This window comes from Bacillus cereus group sp. BfR-BA-01356, assembly GCF_022663635.1.
GTDB classification, from domain to species: domain Bacteria; phylum Bacillota; class Bacilli; order Bacillales; family Bacillaceae_G; genus Bacillus_A; species Bacillus_A cereus.
Window position 1 is genome coordinate 44,601 of the sequence record NZ_JAKUFX010000013.1, and the last position, 15,387, is coordinate 59,987.

A 15,387-nucleotide genomic window follows, 5' to 3' on the forward strand; every position below is an offset into this window, starting at 1 on the left:
TCCCCTCCCTTTACTACTTTCTATTTTTTAAAGCAGATAATGTATTTTTCATAACCGATTTCGCTTTCAATAACTCTTTTTTATTTGTTAAATTGTTATTTACTTCTTGATTACTTAAATATTTAGCAAGAGATTTAATCGACGTATGCTCATAAAGAACAACTATAGGTAAGTCTCGTTTAAAGGCCTCTTTTAATTTCACATTAATACGAACAAGATCTAAAGAACTCATTCCTAGATCGAAGAAATTATCGTAGATTCCTATTTCTTCGATTCCAAACATATCTTTTAATAATTCGTATAATTGTTGTTCAATTTCATTAGTTGGTGGTCTATATGTTGTTGAAACATCTGAACGATTCTGCTTTAATCTATTCTTACTTCCTTTTTCCAATAGTTCATTATAATAGTTGGCACCATTTAAAAGTTTCCAATGTAAATCTATTGGAGAAACCACAACTTGTTGTTGATTTCTATTGATAATACTACGGAATACTTTTAAGCCCTCTTCTACAGTTACACCATCATGTAATACACTTTCCATATCCATATTAAATTGCTTTGCCCATATTTCAGCAGACTTAAGTGACATACCCACCTCTTGCCAATCTGGCCAGTTAATAGCTACAGTGAACACTCCATCATGAGCCCGCTTATAAAATGCAAATGCATCTAAAAATTCATTCGCTGCATTATAACCACTCTGACCAAATTTCATATGATACGCCACATTACCAATTGATGAACATAGTACGAAGAAATCAATTGGTTCATCTTTTAATAAAGCATCGAGCACTAGTGTACCTTTAATTTTCGGAGCTAAAATTTTATTATTAGATTCTTTTTCACGATTCATCATAATACCTAGATAATCAGCGACACCGGCTGCATGAATTACGCCATTAATAGAACCAAAACGAGATTTAGCCTTTTCAATTGCCTGTTTCATATCATCTTGATTGGAAACATCAGCACTTAGGATCATGTATTCTGCACCTTGAGACTCCATTGTCAACAAATCAGAAATAATTCGGCTTATACGCTCGTCTTTATTTTCTAGGTACTGTTCCCATTGATTACGAGGTGGGAACTCTGAGCGGCCAATCAATATAAGTTTGACATTTTGTACTCTATTAGCTAAATCTTTTGCAATTTCAAATCCAATTCCACCAAGTCCACCAGTAATTAAATAAACGCCACCCTCTCGTAATCTATCAATTTCTACATCTTCTTCCTCAAAAGGACTTTGAATAATCGTTTGCGCCCATCGATGACGTCCTCGATAAGCTACAACTATATCAGTAGAATCCACAAAACTCTCCATTAAACCCGCTTCTTCAAACATTTGTTGAGAATCTGTATCCATATCAATGGTACGACATTTTATATTTTGAAACTCAAGATTGCATATTTTTGAAAAGCCTAGAATTGTAGCTTGTTCTGGCTTTAAGTTCAGCTCTGTACCTGTAACTTCAAACATACGGTCAGTAAAAATGTTTAACTGTAATGCTCCCTCATAATTAATTTTCCCAATTGCTTGTGCAATATAAAGTAACGAATAATATCCTTCATCCATTGATCGTTCAATTCTCTCTTGATCGAGAATAACCTCATTAACTGGATTAAAGCTCCAAGCATGTATAATCTTATTTGGTAATAAATCTTTTTGTTCTAATTCTGAAAATAGCATTTCATAATGCATTTTTTGAGATGGACATATCGTATATAAACCGTCGGATTTTTCAGAGAAAATACCACCTGTTTTAACTTCAATTACATCATGACCTTCTCTTTTTAATTTTTCTATCAGTCGATTGAATCGATTTAGATGATCATTGAAAATAAGCCATTTATATTTTTGTTCTTTCTTTATTTGTATAGATTTTAATGTTTTGCGTTCCCAAGAAGGCAAATAAAACCAGTCTTTAATATTAGCCTGTTTATTATGGCCTCTTGTTTCCTGAGTTAAACTCTGGGATTGAGTATTAAAAAATGGATCAGCTTTAAATCGTTTTTTTATGAAAGGATACGTTGGTAAATCTAATAACCTTTTATTCTCACTGTTATTAAAAGTATTCCAATTTATAGTTCCACCTTGCATCCATAACCGTCCCATTTGCTTGCATAAATGCTCGAAGTCATTTGATTTATCCAGAGGATGACGTAACATGTTTAAAGCCAATTGATCTTTACTTCTATTTAAATGTTTTAATACAAAAGTTGATAATGCATTACCTGGGCCAATCTCAAGGCAAATTACATTTTTCAAATGAAAAATTTCAGATAATCCCTTTGAAAATTGAACAGTACTTCGTAGATGCTGTGCCCAATAAGAAGGTGATGTGGCTTGATTTGCTGTAATCATTTCACCTGTAACATTAGATATATAAGGTATTTTAGGACTTGATAATTTTATATTTCCTACAGCTTGCTCAAATGCATCTAGAACTTCATCCATCATTCGAGAATGGAAAGCATGCGAAGTAAATAGACGCGTTGTCTTTACTCCATGATTTAAAAGTAATTCCTCAATCTTATTGATTGAAAGTACAGTACCAGAAATTACTGAATGTTGAGAGGAATTTACAGCTGCTATATCTACATCATCTGTTATATAGGTTTTTAATTCTTCAACAGATAAATTTACACTTAGCATAGCGCCTTCTGGTACGCTATTCATTAACTTCCCTCTAATCATTACTAAATGTAATGCATCTTCATAAGACATTACTTCTGCTAAACAAGCTGCTACAAACTCACCAATACTATGGCCAAACATGACCCTTGGATAAACTCCCCAATTCATTAGAAGCTTGGCTAATGCATATTCAATAGTGAATAGTAGAGGTTGCGTCATTGAAGTTCTATTTAACTGTTCAGTTGCTTTATCCTCTGTCTCCTTTGTAGGATACAAAATATTTTTCATGTCTATATCTAACCAATTTGAGAGTAAGGCTAAACCTTGATCAACGTGTTCACGAAATACAGGTTCATTTTCATATAAATCTCTACCCATATTGATATACTGTGATCCTTGACCTGAAAAAAGAAAGGCTAAAGGTCTACTCTCCATTGCGTTTGTTTTCTCTAGTCCCGTATCACCAAGTTTTTCTATGGCATCCTCTATTCCATTAGCAACTACAGCAGTTCTATATGGAAATTCACGACGACCTTTTTGTAATGTATAAGCTGTATCAGATAGTGATATCTCTGGATTCTCCTTCAAATGCAATAATAGATCGTTAGTAGCTTTATCTAAGGATTCCTCTGTTTTTGCTGAAACAGTTAATAAGTTCCAAGATTGTTTTTCAAAATTCTTAGCATTGTCAGGAACAGACTCTAACACTATATGTGCATTAGTTCCACCCATCCCAAACGAACTAACACCTGCTCTTCTTACCTCTTCTTTCCATGGGATAAGTTCCGTATTTACACGAAACGGATTTTTTCCAAAATCAATGCTAGGGTTTGGGTTATTATAATGAAGGCTCGGCGGAATTTTCTTGTTTTTCAAAGCTAAGACCGTCTTTATAAATCCTCCAACTCCTGCTGCAGCATCTAAATGTCCAATGTTCGTCTTCACTGATCCAATTAAAACTCTACCTGGTTCTTGCTTACCAAAAGCTAACTTCAATGCTTCTACTTCTATAGGATCACCTAGTTGCGTACCAGTCCCATGAGTTTCTATATATGAGATTTCTTCAGGCTTAACACCAGCTATTTCATGAGCCGATTTTATAACAGCAGCTTGTCCATCAACCCCTGGCGCTGTAAATCCAGCCTTATTGGACCCATCATTGTTTACTGCAGCTCCTTTAATAACTCCATGTATTAAATTTCCATCTCGAAGAGCGTCCTCCAACCTTTTCAGTACTACAATACCAGCACCATTTCCACCCACTGTTCCTTGAGCATCCTTATCAAAAGCTCGACAATGACCATCTGGTGAGAAAATCATACCATCTTCATATAAATATCCTGTTTTTGTTGGATAAGTTATACTTACTCCCCCGGCCAAAGCTATATCGCATCGTCCATCAATAAGATCTGCCCATGCGTTTTGAATAGCAACTAAGGAGGTAGAACAAGCTGTTTGTACTGTAATCGCTGGTCCTTTTAGATTTAATTTATAAGCCAATCGAGTAGCAAAGAAATCTTTTTCGTTTAACAACATTGCTTGGAAATCTTCTAATGTATTAGAAGATTCACTAGCAATAGAACGAAGCCAGTGGAAATTTGGTGATCCTCCAACATAAACTCCTGTATCCATATGAGAAGAATTAACCTCACCTGCTTGTTCTAGTGCTTCCCATGCGCATTCATGAAGTATTCGCAGTTGTGGATCCATCATTTCAGCTTCTTTTAGACTGTAATCAAAAAATTCATTATCAAATGCATCTACATCTTCTAAATACCCTTTAGATTTTATATAATTAGGTTTTTGAATCACTTCTTTTGGTATGCCCATCTCACTAAGTTCTTCATCTGTAAATGTACGAATGGATTCTATCCCTTGTTCTAAATTTGACCAGAATTGCTTAAGATTAGAAGCGCCTGGCATACGAACCGCCATACCAACCACTGCTACATCATTTTTATTCATAGATAAAAGATTTTCTTTCTTAACTTCTTCAGGTTGGTGTTCCATAGCATTATCACTTCTAAAGTAGGAAGCTTGATCATGAACCGTTGGGTATCGGAATAACATAGGCATTGTAAGTTCTTTTTCAAACTTGCTTCGTAAACGAGAAAACAATCGAACCATTTTTAAGGAGTTCCCTCCAACATCAAAGAAATTATCATACAACCCTACTTTTTCTACCCCCAAAACTTCCTTCCAAACATCAGCTACCGTTGTTTCAAGCTCATCTAGTAAATCATTTGGTTGTACTAACTTAGTAGGCTTAGGTAAAGCACGACGATTAACTTTTCCATTCGTAGTTAATGGCATTTCACTTAAAAGTACAAAATACATAGGTATCATATACGAAGGTATTTTGTCAGTAAGATAATAACGTAATTCATTTTGAGATATATCTTGATCAGTTAGTATATAAGCACACAGTTCTTGTTCCTCTCCAAAAGCAATAGATAAAACTACCGCTTCCTTCACATCCGCATGCTGTTGTAAATGATGTTCTATTTCTCCTGTTTCAATTCGATAACCACGTATCTTCACTTGATGATCACTACGACCTATATACTCCATTTCGCCATTTTCAAGAATACGGACTAAATCTCCTGATCTATATAATCTTTCACTTGGATTATAAGGATTCTGTATAAAACGTTCACTGTTTAGTTCAGGACGATTTAGATATCCCCGCGCAACTCCATACCCTCCAACATAAAGTTCCCCTTGCATTCCCTTAGGTGTAGGATTCATATGTTTGTCAAATACATAGCACGAATACGTAGGAAGAGGCACGCCTATAGCACTAAGATTACTGTGCATTTCTTTTTCTCCAATTTCCTTATAAGTAACATGTACTGTCGTCTCAGTTATTCCATACATATTTACTATGACCGTATTAGGTGAACGCTTAAACCAACTTTGCAGTAAACCTGGCTTCAGCATTTCCCCTCCAAATGTAATTAACCTAATTTTAAAAGCAAGTTTAGGCATCTCTTCAACTACTTGTTGAAAAACATAGAATGCAGATGGAGTTTGATTCAATACCGTTACTCCCTCATCTGCAATCAACTGGGCAAGTTTATACGTATCACGGATTGTTTCTTTTGTTGCCAGGACAAGACGTCCACCATAAGTAAGTGATCCAAATATCTCCCAAACTGACATATCAAAACAGAAAGAATGAAATAGTAACCACACATCATCACTAGAGAATTTAAAACTATTTGGTTGATGCATGACAAGTTGTATTACATTACTATGTTCAATCATAACCCCTTTAGGACGTCCTGTTGTTCCAGAAGTATAAATGACATATGCTAAATTATTTGGGGCAACATCTACTCTCTCGAAATCTTGCATAGGTGTCTCATTGAGTTCTTCAATAAAAAGCTTTGTGCTATCAAATTTAACTTTATCCTCAAATAAATTTGAGGTTATTATTACATTCGAACCACTATCTTGAAGAATAAAATCAATTCGTTCCTGAGGATAATCAGGATCGATTGGAACATAAGCCCCACCTGCTTTTAAAATACCAAGTAGAGAGATAATCATATTAAATGAGTAATCCAACATTACAGCTACTGGAGAATCTAAAGTTACACCTTCTTTTAGAAGAGCAAATGCCACTTTATCCGCACGCTCATTCAACTCTCCATAAGTCATCTCACTATTCTCAAATGTAAGTGCCACTCTCTCAGGATGCTTTTCAGCTTGCATCTCAATTAATTGATGAAGTGTTGTGTGTGGGAATGTAGCACTTTGATTTTGACCACCTTGAAGCAAAAACTTTTCTTCTGCCTCATCTAACATTTTAAGAGTTTGTATTGGTTGTCCTTCATCTAAAAGCATTGAATCTAATAGCTGTATAAAATGGTTAGTTATACTGGTAATAATGGATTCATCAAATACATCTTCAGGCCACATCATTGCAAGTTTAATAGAATCGAAACACTCTATTGAGACGGTTAAATCATAGTTGGTCATTTCATTTACTTCATAACCTGAAATTCTTACACTTTCATCAATTTCTTTCAGCTTTTCTATATCAAGAGGATAATTCTCAACTACCATAATAGTGTCAAATGACACGTTTAAATCAACAATTGGAGTCGTTTCATATTCAGTTCTTCTTTGGACATCACTTTGAATTCTTTGTAAAAGATCTGAAACAGTCATTCTCCCATCAGCACTTACACGAAGTGGTGGTGTATTTATAAATAAACCTACCATTTCACTCAGACCGTGCATTGGAATTGAACGCCCAGATACTGTTGTACCGAATATTACGTCCTCTGAATTTTTGTACCTTTGTAATAATAGACCCCAGGCTGTATAGAATAATGTAGCCAATGTTACACCTTGATTACTTGCAAAACTTCGAAATCTATCACTTCGCTCTTTATCTATCTCTTTTACATATGTTTTTGCTTTTTTTAGTTGATTAGAATTTTTATTGGATAAATTTATTTGTTCAATTAATCCATTTAAATATTGTTCCCAAAAAAGCCTTTGTTTTGATTTATCTTGTTTTTGTTGCCATAGTATATATTCTTTAAATTTCTTTTTATTTATAGATGATGGTACATCTCCCTTTATTAACTCTCGATATACCTTAATAAACTCTTGTAAAATAATACTATTACTCCAACCATCAAACAAAATATGATGATGACGTAAAACCATTTCATATTCGCCTTCGTTCAAATGGCACAGTTCGATAGAAAAGGGAACTGTTTGTAAATCAAAGCTTTCTGTATCATTAGATACTTTGCCATCACTATAAATAATGTTCGGAGTATGCTCTTTTAGTATAAGTTGTACAGGTTGTTTAACTTTTTCCCACCGAAAAATTGTACGCAGCATTTCATTTTCCCGCGTTACATAATTCCACGCCTCTTCAAACTTTGGAATATTAATTTTTCCAGTTAAGCAAAGTCGAAGTTCTTCATGATATAGCTTTCCTTCGGGTTCTTTCAAATAATGATAAAGAATACCTTCCTGCACTGGTGTAAGGGCGATTACATCTTCAATATCTTCTTTATGAATCTTTACTGCTTTCCTCATTAACAGAACCTCCTACAAGTGTGGTATGGTGTGAATATTTATCGGAACCTAATAAGGCAAGTGCTTTTCTATCTATCTTTCCGCTATCCGTTAATGGCATTTCATTTACACGTACAAAACTGTTAGGTATCATATAATCTGGTAAAAATAAGCGTAGATATTTTTTTAACCTCTCTAACTCAATATCATTTTCTGACTCATAGAAAGCTATTAACTTAACTACCATCTCAGATTCTTGTCTTACAATTACCGCACATTGTAAAACTCCTTCACAAGACATTAAACACGATTCTATTTCCCCTAACTCAATACGAAGGCCATTAACTTTAACTTGAAAATCAATTCTTCCATGAAACTCAATATTCCCATCCGATCTTATTAAAGCTAAGTCACCGGTTTTATATATACGGGTATCAAGGGAATATTGTACAAACTTTTCTGCCGTTAATTGCGGCCTATTTACATATCCACGTGCTAATCCTATACCTGAGATACATAATTCTCCTATATGGCCTTCCGGAAGTTTATTACCATATTTATCAACAACAAACATCTCAATATTCCTAATTGGTCGCCCTATTGGAACGCTCCCTTCTGTAATCTCATGTGTCGGACAATCATAAGCAGTCACATCAATGGTTGCTTCAGTAGGTCCGTACAGATTAGTGAGAAGTGTACCATTAGAGAAATTTAGTAGCTTGTTAAAACGGTTTACATGTTGAGACAGTAATGCCTCACCACTAACAAATACTTGTTTCAACGATTTTATTCGGTTAGTTTCACCTGTCACATCAAGATAATGTAAAAATGCACTTAACATAGATGGTACAAAATGCATAATTGTCACGTCATTACTTTCAGTTGTCTCAATAATGGCCTGTGGAAACTTCTCCATCCCTGGCGCAAGAATACATACTCTGGCTCCAACTATGGCCCACCAGAACATCTCCCATACGGATACATCAAATGTATAAGGGGTCTTTTGTAATATAGTATCCTTTGAACTAATTGGATAAGCCTCTTGCATCCACTCAATTCGATTTATTAAGGCCAAATGCTCAATCATAACACCCTTAGGTTTCCCGGTTGAACCGGAAGTGTATATTACATACACAAGATCAGAGGGTTTGTTAATACACTCTAGATTTTCACTCTTTCCTTCATAGGAAATCGAATCTAAAGCCAACATATCAGCTTTCAAACTATCTTGAAAACGATGTAGGATTTGCTTTTGCGTCAGTATTAATTTAGCACCGCTATCTTCTATAATGAATTGTACTCGTGATGATGGATGATTCGGGGAAAGCGGCAGATATGCTCCGCCCGCTTTTAATATCCCGAAAATTCCGACAACCATTTCGATAGATCGCTCTACCATAATACCTACAACTGTATCTGGTCCAACTCCACCTTCACGTAAAAGACGAGCCAATTGGTTACTTTTTTCATTTAATTCCTTATAGGTTAATGTTTCCTTTTTAAAAATAACAGCAACCTCATCTGGCGTACGGACTACTTGTTCTTCAAACAGCTTCTGTATACATGTACTCATCCGGGTTGTATCACTCCTTTAGTTACAGGTATTTTTTCAATGGCGCGTTTTGCTTTTTTAGCAAATCCCTTACCAAGTAATAGCTGATGAATCTGATTACTCCCCTCAACGATCTCCATTGTTTTAGAATCTCTAAAACACCTTGATATTGAATAATTATCATTACAACCAAGTGCTCCCATAATCTGTACAGCATTCGTAGAATGCCTTGTACCTGAGCGCGATGCAAAATATTTTGCAATCATAATCTTTTCAGTAGCATCAGCTCGATGTTCATTTTTGGCCTTACAAGCTTCTAAACTAAGGAGTATAGAAGCTTCTAAATCTACTCCCATATCCGTAACCATATGTGAAATCATGCCATGATCAATTAGAGAGTTACCAAATGCACTTCTATGTAATACATGATTCCCACAGATTTCTAAACAAGTACGTAATACACCAAGAGCAGCAAAGGCAATTGAAATACGCCCAAATTCTAAAGCATACGGTGCAAGGTAAGTAAAAGCAAATCCTGGTCTACCAATGATATTTTCTAAAGGTATTCCTACATTATTGAATTCAATTTCTGCCAAATATGCAGCTTTAAATCCAAGCATATCTCTTATATGAGTAACATTTACACCCGCACTATCTTTTGGTACTAAACAGGCAACTGGTTGTTCACCATTTAGTTTTCCAAATACCAAAAACACATCAGCAGCTGCACCAAAAGTGATCCACTTCTTCACTCCATTAAGTATTAATTTATCCCCGTGTTGATCGAAGTTCGTTTTAATCATATTTAAATCTGATCCTGCTCCAGGTTCAGTAAGGGCTAATGCAGCTATTTGATTACCAGATGCAAGTAATGGTAACCACTGATTTTTTTGATTTTCTGTTCCCCATTTTAAAATCGTTTCTGTTACCATCGTATGGACATTAAATAATCCCGAAAGAGAGACACTACCTCTTGCTATTGCTTCAGTAAATAACCCATACGTTACATAATCCCATTCTAATCCACCATACTCTGCTGGAAGTGTTCCACCTAAATAACCATTTTTAGCACAAGTCTTTATTATGTCTGATGGAATGCCCTGTTCAATCTCCCAACTATTAGCGTAAGGTTCTATATTTTCATAAACAAAATCCAAAAAATTCTGATACATTTTATATTGAGATGGCTCTAAGTATTGTTTCATGTCCATTACCGAACCATTTGCTTATTTCTTATAAAATTACCAATAGAATTTACAGATTTATAGTTATCCATATCTAAGTCATCCATAGTTACCTTTATGGCAAATTCTTTTTCAAGAAAAGTCATCAATTGGATTGCAAATAAAGAATTAACTAATCCTTCTTCAAAAATCTCAGTATCATCATTAAATTCAATACCTACATGATCTTGAATATACATATGAATAATTTGTTCTAAATTTTTATCTTGCATTTTATACACCCCTATTTGTATTTTTTAATTTTAATAAGCGTAAAAACCTTTACCACTCTTTCTACCACATTCACCTGCATCCACCATCTTTTTAAGTAATGGACAACATCTAAACTTTGGATCTTGATATTCCTCATAAAGTACATTCAAAGAATGTAATACTGTATCTAACCCAATTAAATCTGCTGTTTCTAATGGACCCATTGTATGTCCAAAGCATTTTTTAAATATATCATCTACCTGTTTAGGCGTTGCTACACCATCCATTACAACCCAAGCCGATTCATTCATGAATAAGTGGGAGATACGGTTAGAAACAAACCCAGTCTGATCATTAACCACAATTGCATCTTTATCTAATTGTTTGAGGAAAGATTGAGCTTTTTCGACCGTTTCATCTGAAGTTAAATACCCTCTAATAACTTCTATAGATGGTTTCATATATACCGGATTCATAAAATGCATTCCTATTATTTTATCTGGACGCTTTGTTACTCCTCCTACTTTTGTTATTGAGATACAAGACGTATTGACTCCAAAAATTGTATCCTTTTTACATATCTCATCTAATCTTCTATAGATCGGCTCTTTAATTTGCCAGTTTTCTGGAACATTTTCTACTATATAATCACATTCAGCCACTTCATCAAGATTAGTAGAGCTACTTATTAACGAAAGTACTTCTTCCTTATGCATTCTAGGAAATGCTTTATTAATTAGAGGAGCAAAGCGAACTGTCTCTAATATTTTCTCTTCCGCTATTTCTAACTGCTCTTCTGTAACATCAATTAATACCGTTTCTAGACCATGCAGCACTAAATCTACTGCCATGCCGATCCCCATTGTTCCAGCACCTACAATACCAATTTTCTTGAACATTTATCCATCATCGCTCCCTTAATATATTTATAATTTATATCTAAAAACTTTTACATTGAAGAACTCTTTTCAGGTAACGTTTTTGTTCTCTCTCTTTAATCTGTTTTTCAGTAAGTGCTGTTTTCATCATTTGGATTGCTTCTTCTACATCACTTTTCTCCACTGAATACCCCGAATTAATTTTTTCTTCCAATTGACTTTGGACCTTTTGAAATGGGAGTACTACCTTTTTCTGATAATCACTTAAATCTGTATTATAATTTTTTGTACTTACAACTACAGTTAAACACCCTGATATAACTTCTTCATAATCAGATTCTTGTAATGTAAAAGAATTTTTTGTATTTAGGATATCTTTCTCCCTTTCATAATTAAATGTCGATATAGCAGGGTTAATAGCTTGCAGAAGATACTTCAAGACTTCCTTTGGTCCCATTTCAATAGCTTTAATAGACCCTTGATTCATTAGATAGTGAATCATGTCCAACCATTTCACAGGCTTTATTAATTGTAAGTAAAGGTTTTCTCTTATATTTTCTACACCTTTATACATTGAACTATCATGATTCGCTATGACAGGTACTAATGGCTGTTTCATATCTATATTTTCTAGTACACTCTTATATTTTTCAGCAGCAGGTTGCATCATAGGAGAATGAAATGGCCCACTTAATTTAAGGGGGATTGCAATTCCCCCATGCCCTACTACCATTTCACAAGCTAACTGAACCGCAGAGTTTGTACCAGAAATTGATGTTTTATTTGGAGTGTCATAAGCCGATATATATACTTCCTGTCCCTTGGTTAACAATTCTGAACAAATACCTTCAACAATTTCTGGAGCAAGATTGTTAACCCATGCCATAGTTCCATCTATAGTCAATGCATAGCTACTCAAAATCGTACTACGTTCTTGTACTAATTTTAAGGTATCTGAAAATGCAATTGCTCCAGAAGCACATAGAGCTGTATATTCTCCCAAAGAATATCCAATCATTGCCTCTGGTTTATTGCCTATTTCCTGTTCAAAAACTCGAAAAGCTGCCATGCTAGTTGTTACTAAAGCAGTTTGTGAATTTTGTAACTTTTCAAGGTCAGCTTTGTATATCTTCTCCATACAAAGGGAAGCCATGTCTATTTTTAGAGTGTCACTTGCTTCTTCAAATATCTCACGTGCTACAGGGAAGTTTTCATAAAGGTACTTACCCATTCCAGAATAATGGGATCCTACGCCAGGAAACATAAATACAATATTCATCTTTTTATCTCCCTTTTTTTCATCTTAAGCTATCTTCAACTCTATCTAATAAAGCTCGTCCCTCTTCAGTTTTTCTTAAATTCACTAAATCAACTACATAGCGAATATCTGATACATCATTCCATCCTAAATCCAGTGCAAGATTCATATGCTTTAACGAAAGATCGATTCTATCAATTAATGAATAACCACATGAAAGTAAAAAGTGATGCCATGCATTTAAATCTCCTACAGTCCGAGCTTTTTGTACAAACTCACTAGCTTTATTAAAATCTGAATAGTATCTTAGTTGATGGTATGCGGTAAAAACGAAATTATCTAATTCGTTATAAGGAAACACATAAGCTGTATAGGTTTGAAGATTTGTGAATCCAACTTTTCCCGCTAGTTTAATAGATGGAATACGAAAATCCTCTGTCTTCCAATGTGGTGTTCTTCCTTGTTTTAAACAGTCATCCAAGAATGCTCTTGCAGCCAACCAAGCATACCCTTTACCTCGCTGGAATAAATCATAAGTGTTAATTCCAATTTCCACATCAGTATCTGTCGCAAAAACCGATAAGCAACTAGTTACAACTTGTTCATGTACCATTACTACATAACCAAATCCATTTCGAATGAAATCCTGAGTTGACTCCCAAAAATCAACAATATCATCCCGTACCATTGCGAACTTTTTATCTGATAACATGTCGATTGTAATACGTTCCACCGTTACCTCATCAGGCATATTAGGTTTAGATAACTTATTATAAGACTCCGGATCAAAAGTAAATGTTACTCGAGTGTAAGGTTTAGGAATAAACATTTGCAATTGTTCCTCGACAACCTGTTTCCATTTTGATTCGGGTAATAATTCAACCTGAAAAAAGTCATCCCCTATCTGCTGAGCCTCAGGTGCAATTACTTCTTTAATAAAAGTTGGTAGACTTGAAACAAAATTACTTGTAGGATCACCTAATAAATAAAAAATTTCTTGTTCTGCCCATACAAGTGCACATCTAGGGTTATTAGGATTATCCACATAAATATGTCCCTTATTGTAACCATGAGCTATACCATTAAGTATTGGATGGTTCTTATAATCAACGAGAAGTGGTGATATTTGTTTGAATTCATCCTTTTCTTTTACCAATTCATAAATCATATTCTTAAAAGTCCTCCCTTTTGAGAACAAGTGTGAAGTGCATGCTGCGCAATAATCGGCTGAAGTACCTGCGAGGTACCTTCAATAATTTCTAAAACCTTTGCTTCCCTAAATAAACGCTCAACAGGATATTCTCTTGAAAACCCGTTTCCACCAAACACTTGGACAGCGTCTGTGGCTACCTTCATAGCCATCTTTGAGGCAAAATATTTTGCAATGGTTGTTTCAATTACAGCATCAGTATGTCTATCCTGACGCATTTTCCCAGCCTCTTGGCATAACGAACGAGCTGCTTTTATATTTACACTTGCTTCTGCTAAAATTGTTTGAATTGCTTCATATTCACATATATATTTATTTCCTTGTTTTCTTCTTCTTGAATAAGCTACCATTGCTTCTAGTGCTTCTTGAGCAATGGCTACTCCCGCCCAGGCAATACTATATCTACCATGATCAAGAGCTGTGTTAACTACATAACTCCATCCACCCCCAATTGGTCCTAACAAATTTTCAGCTGGTACCTTTACATCTTGCAAATGAATCTCAGCTATATGCGAGGAATTACTTGCTAACAGTTTACTCATTTTATTTGTAGAAACACCCGTCATTGACCGTTCAACAATAAAAGCGCTAACTTTTCCCTCACTAGACGCAAAAACTAAAAAACAATCCGCAATGTCAGCAAATGAAATCCATTTTTTGTGCCCATTAAGAATAAAATGATCATTAACTTGTTTATAGGAAGTTCCAACAGCTTTTGCATCAGAACCAACCTCTGGCTCAGTTAGGGCAAATGAAAATAATAGGTTCCCCTTTGCCATCTCAGGTAACCATTTTCTCTTTTGCTCTTCAGTCCCCCACCTTTTAATTGACTCCCCTACTAAAGATACATGAACTGTAAGTAATTCACGAACCGAATTACAAGCTTTACCAATGATTTCAGTAAGACGACCATAATCTAAAGAATCAAGAGAAAGCCCACCATATTCTTTTGGTATCGTTGCACCCAATACACCATAACTTGAGATTTCTTGTATCACATCATAGGGAAGCTCTTCATTACTTTCAAACTCACTTGCTCGAGGCCGAAGCTTCTTTTCCGCAAACTCATCAACTACTCCCAGAATCTCTTCTGCATTACTCATACTGTGAAATTCCCATTCTTCTTTTTGTTAATTAGATCAACCATATTATTAATAGTAGAAAAGTTAATAATATCAAGTTCATCATTATCTACTACTATATCAAACTCCGTTTCTATGAAATTTAACATTTGCATAGCAAAGAGCGAATTTACATAACCTTTTTCAAATATGTTGTCATCATTAGCAACAATAGTTTCCTCTGCATTAAAAATAATAAGATTTTTTTTAATGTATTGACGTATTTTTTCATGATTATCCATGTAATTACT

Annotated in this window: 9 protein-coding genes; all 9 read right to left on the bottom strand. The window is 34.8% G+C overall.

Going from position 1 to position 15,387, the window contains the following annotated elements; all coding sequences use genetic code 11:
• Window positions 1-13: 13 nt before the first annotated feature.
• The 9 genes from MR168_RS07390 to MR168_RS07430 are packed head-to-tail and all read right to left on the bottom strand — an operon-like array spanning window position 14 to window position 15,378.
• Complete coding sequence (locus tag MR168_RS07390) at window positions 14-7,702, bottom strand: non-ribosomal peptide synthetase/type I polyketide synthase (protein WP_153578884.1); 7,689 nt, start codon at window positions 7,700-7,702, stop codon at window positions 14-16.
• Complete coding sequence (gene zmaJ / locus MR168_RS07395) at window positions 7,677-9,254, bottom strand: zwittermicin A synthase ZmaJ (protein ID WP_242291218.1); 1,578 nt, start codon at window positions 9,252-9,254, stop codon at window positions 7,677-7,679. The genes MR168_RS07390 and zmaJ overlap by 26 nt, the downstream gene beginning before the upstream one ends.
• Complete coding sequence (locus tag MR168_RS07400) at window positions 9,251-10,444, bottom strand: acyl-CoA dehydrogenase family protein (protein ID WP_086412042.1); 1,194 nt, start codon at window positions 10,442-10,444, stop codon at window positions 9,251-9,253. Before MR168_RS07400 ends, zmaJ begins: the two co-directional genes overlap by 4 nt.
• Window positions 10,444-10,689, bottom strand: coding sequence for an acyl carrier protein (locus MR168_RS07405; protein ID WP_001152970.1), 246 nt, complete (start codon window positions 10,687-10,689; stop codon window positions 10,444-10,446). The genes MR168_RS07400 and MR168_RS07405 overlap by 1 nt, the downstream gene beginning before the upstream one ends.
• A gap of 30 nt (window positions 10,690-10,719) precedes the next feature.
• Complete coding sequence (locus MR168_RS07410; RefSeq protein ID WP_000473347.1) at window positions 10,720-11,568, bottom strand: 3-hydroxyacyl-CoA dehydrogenase family protein; 849 nt, start codon at window positions 11,566-11,568, stop codon at window positions 10,720-10,722.
• A 40-nt stretch (window positions 11,569-11,608) separates the two neighbouring features.
• Window positions 11,609-12,826, bottom strand: coding sequence for an ACP S-malonyltransferase (locus tag MR168_RS07415; protein ID WP_001028179.1), 1,218 nt, complete (start codon window positions 12,824-12,826; stop codon window positions 11,609-11,611).
• Window positions 12,827-12,845: 19 nt separating this feature from the next.
• Window positions 12,846-13,973 (bottom strand): GNAT family N-acetyltransferase, encoded by a 1,128-nt coding sequence (locus MR168_RS07420; protein WP_000638854.1) that lies wholly within the window; start codon window positions 13,971-13,973, stop codon window positions 12,846-12,848.
• Entirely contained in the window at window positions 13,970-15,118 is a 1,149-nt protein-coding gene (locus MR168_RS07425; RefSeq protein ID WP_086412043.1) for an acyl-CoA dehydrogenase family protein, read from the bottom strand. The genes MR168_RS07420 and MR168_RS07425 overlap by 4 nt, the downstream gene beginning before the upstream one ends.
• The gene (locus MR168_RS07430; protein WP_000368639.1) at window positions 15,115-15,378 is read right to left on the bottom strand and encodes an acyl carrier protein; all 264 of its coding nucleotides are present in this window, start codon (window positions 15,376-15,378) and stop codon (window positions 15,115-15,117) included. Before MR168_RS07430 ends, MR168_RS07425 begins: the two co-directional genes overlap by 4 nt.
• Window positions 15,379-15,387 lie beyond the last annotated feature (9 nt).

What these genes read in the sequence shown, in the direction of transcription:
- MR168_RS07430 (WP_000368639.1), bottom strand. Translation starts at nt 15,378, where the DNA reads ATGGATAATCATGAAAAAATACGTCAATACATTAAAAAAAATCTTATT.
- MR168_RS07390 (WP_153578884.1), bottom strand. Translation starts at nt 7,702, where the DNA reads ATGAGGAAAGCAGTAAAGATTCATAAAGAAGATATTGAAGATGTAATC.
- MR168_RS07410 (WP_000473347.1), bottom strand. Translation starts at nt 11,568, where the DNA reads ATGTTCAAGAAAATTGGTATTGTAGGTGCTGGAACAATGGGGATCGGC.
- MR168_RS07405 (WP_001152970.1), bottom strand. Translation starts at nt 10,689, where the DNA reads ATGCAAGATAAAAATTTAGAACAAATTATTCATATGTATATTCAAGAT.
- zmaJ (WP_242291218.1), bottom strand. Translation starts at nt 9,254, where the DNA reads ATGAGTACATGTATACAGAAGCTGTTTGAAGAACAAGTAGTCCGTACG.
- MR168_RS07420 (WP_000638854.1), bottom strand. Translation starts at nt 13,973, where the DNA reads ATGATTTATGAATTGGTAAAAGAAAAGGATGAATTCAAACAAATATCA.
- MR168_RS07400 (WP_086412042.1), bottom strand. Translation starts at nt 10,444, where the DNA reads ATGGACATGAAACAATACTTAGAGCCATCTCAATATAAAATGTATCAG.
- MR168_RS07425 (WP_086412043.1), bottom strand. Translation starts at nt 15,118, where the DNA reads ATGAGTAATGCAGAAGAGATTCTGGGAGTAGTTGATGAGTTTGCGGAA.
- MR168_RS07415 (WP_001028179.1), bottom strand. Translation starts at nt 12,826, where the DNA reads ATGAATATTGTATTTATGTTTCCTGGCGTAGGATCCCATTATTCTGGA.